Below are 2397 nucleotides of genomic sequence, written 5' to 3' on the forward strand. Positions count from 1 at the left end.
TATTGAGCGACAATTACCTTAACCGGTACAGCGACAATTAGATTGGCCGGTTGATCTGATACATTCTGGACAAACTCTCTATTGGGAAGCTTTGTGCCAGGGAAACGAATTACAGATCAACAGATAAGGCTATACATGGCTAATCGTAAAGACAAAACACAAACCACTTCTGCTGCTAAAGCAGGCTTCTCCGAGCGCTCTGCTCGTCGAATTGAATCAGGACAGCGACAATTAGGTCCAGCAAAGCCTAGAAGCTACCGAACTCGCGAAGATCCTCTTGAACCTATTTGGGACTCTGTTGTGGTTCCTTTACTAGAGCAATCTCCGACTATTACTCCAGTCGGTATTTTTGATCATCTCTGTGAGGAACATGCCGAGGATTTTTTACCGAACTACCGTCGAACCTTAGAGCGTAGGATCCGCCAATGGCGCTTCCTGTATGGGGAAGATCAGGATGTTATCTTCCGTCAACAAAAAGAGTTCGGGCGCCAAGGAATTATGGATTTCACTTGGGCTGACTTCACCGTCACGATACAAGGTGAAACGCTAGAGCATCGTCTATTTAATTACCGTTTACCCGCCAGTGGTTGGGGTCACGCCGAGGTGGTTTATGGCGGAGAAAGCTTTACTGCGGTCGCCACTGGACTTCAAGGTGCATTCGAACAATCAGGCGGTGTTCCCACAGAGCTTAGAACGGACAGTTTGAGTGCAGCGTATAAAAATAATACCTCTGAACGTGAATTCACAGAGAGCTTCCAACAGCTCGCCACCCATTATGGTTTTCAACCGACGAGAAATAATACGGGGATCGCTCATGAAAATGGGGCGATAGAAAGCTCGAACAACCACCTAAAAAATCAAATCCGACAAGCCCTTGCCATACGAGGCTCCCATGACTTTGAAACCAAAGAAGAGTACGAGCACTTTGTAGCAAAACTTGTTGAACGTCGTAATTGTCGTATTAAGCCCCTTCTAATTGACGAGCAGCGACAATTACAACCTCTTCCAGCTTTCGACAGCGTCAATTACAGCGTCCACCTGCTGAAAGTATCGACAACGAGCACAATCCAGCTCAAACGAGTCACTTACTCAGTTCCATCACGTCTCATTGGAAGCACGGTACGTGTACACCTCTACGACAAGACGTTAGAAGTGTATTGCCATGGTGAACACACGCTAACGTTGGAAAGGGTCTATGCGGCTTCGAACCGCCGAGGTCACCAAATTGACTATAAGCACGTCATAAGCTCGCTAATGAAAAAGCCAAGGGCGTTTAGAGGATGTCAGTGGCGAGAGCAACTGTTACCCAGCGATGACTATCAAGCGATCTGGAAGTACGTGGATGCCAATCTAACGATGGATGAAGCGAGCTTCTATATGGTGAGGTTGCTAAACGTTGCTTGTAAGTCAGAAAGAGAAGACGCGGTAGGTCGATTCGTTTTAGACGGTATCCGTGTTGGTCGGTTACCCACACTCTTCGACTGTGAAGATAGGTTCTTAAAAGATGAAGGTTGGATGAATAACCCCAAAGTTGAACAGCATCCGCTTGCGAGTTATCAGCAAATCTTGGAAGGAGCGAAATAGATGTCAGAACAACAGCTCCTTCCACTGTTACTGAAATCCTTACGTCTTAGCAACCTAATCACGCAATGGGAGCCTATGGCAGAAAAAGCCAGAGCGCAAAGTTGGTCTATGGAGCGTTACTTAGCAGAGCTATGCCGATTAGAGTTGGATAGTCGAGAGGAAAAACGCTTACAAAGGCATTTAAAAGACGCCAAACTTCCGGCGGGCAAGTACCTCGACAACTATGACTTCACAGCCGTCAGTGGCATAGATAAAGAGCAAGTATGGCACTTGGCCAACCATAGAAAATGGGTGAAGACAGGAGATAATATTTTACTGTTCGGAGCCAGTGGCTTAGGTAAGACGCACTTAGCTGCAGGGATAGGTTATAAGTTGATAGAGCACGGTCATCGAGTCAAGTTCATGAGTGCCAACTTGCTGGTTCAACAGCTTCAACAAGCCAAGGAAGAGCTGAAGCTATCGGATGCACTGATGAAGCTAGATAAGTACAGCGTGCTTATCCTAGATGATATAGGTTATGTACAAAAAACGAGTGAAGAAAGTGGCGTACTGTTCGAGCTCATCGCGCATCGTTACGAGCGGTTCAGCTTGATCATCACCTCAAATCAATCGTTCGAAGAATGGGACCAACTGTTCGACAATACGGTTATGACCGTCGCAGCGATAGACAGGTTAATCCATCATGCAAAAATCCTGCAATGCCAGGGAGAAAGCTATAGGAGGAAAGAAGCACAACTAAACCAATCTTAAAACAGGACTTCAACCGGCCAAGCTAATTGACGCTGGATCGGTCAAGCTAGTTGACGCGCTATA

At 46.4% G+C, this 2397-nt stretch carries 2 protein-coding genes; both read left to right on the forward strand.

The genetic code is table 11. The annotated features are described in order from the left end of the window. Positions 1-93 precede the first annotated feature (93 nt). The gene (istA, locus tag MD535_RS25360; protein ID WP_265678060.1) at positions 94-1584 is read left to right on the forward strand and encodes an IS21 family transposase; all 1491 of its coding nucleotides are present in this window, start codon (positions 94-96) and stop codon (positions 1582-1584) included. Then, positions 1585-2334, forward strand: a complete 750-nt coding sequence (gene istB / locus MD535_RS25365) for an IS21-like element helper ATPase IstB (protein WP_265678061.1) — start codon at positions 1585-1587, stop codon at positions 2332-2334. Positions 2335-2397 lie beyond the last annotated feature (63 nt).

It is taken from the genome of Vibrio qingdaonensis (assembly GCF_026191675.1).
Classification (GTDB): domain Bacteria; phylum Pseudomonadota; class Gammaproteobacteria; order Enterobacterales; family Vibrionaceae; genus Vibrio; species Vibrio qingdaonensis.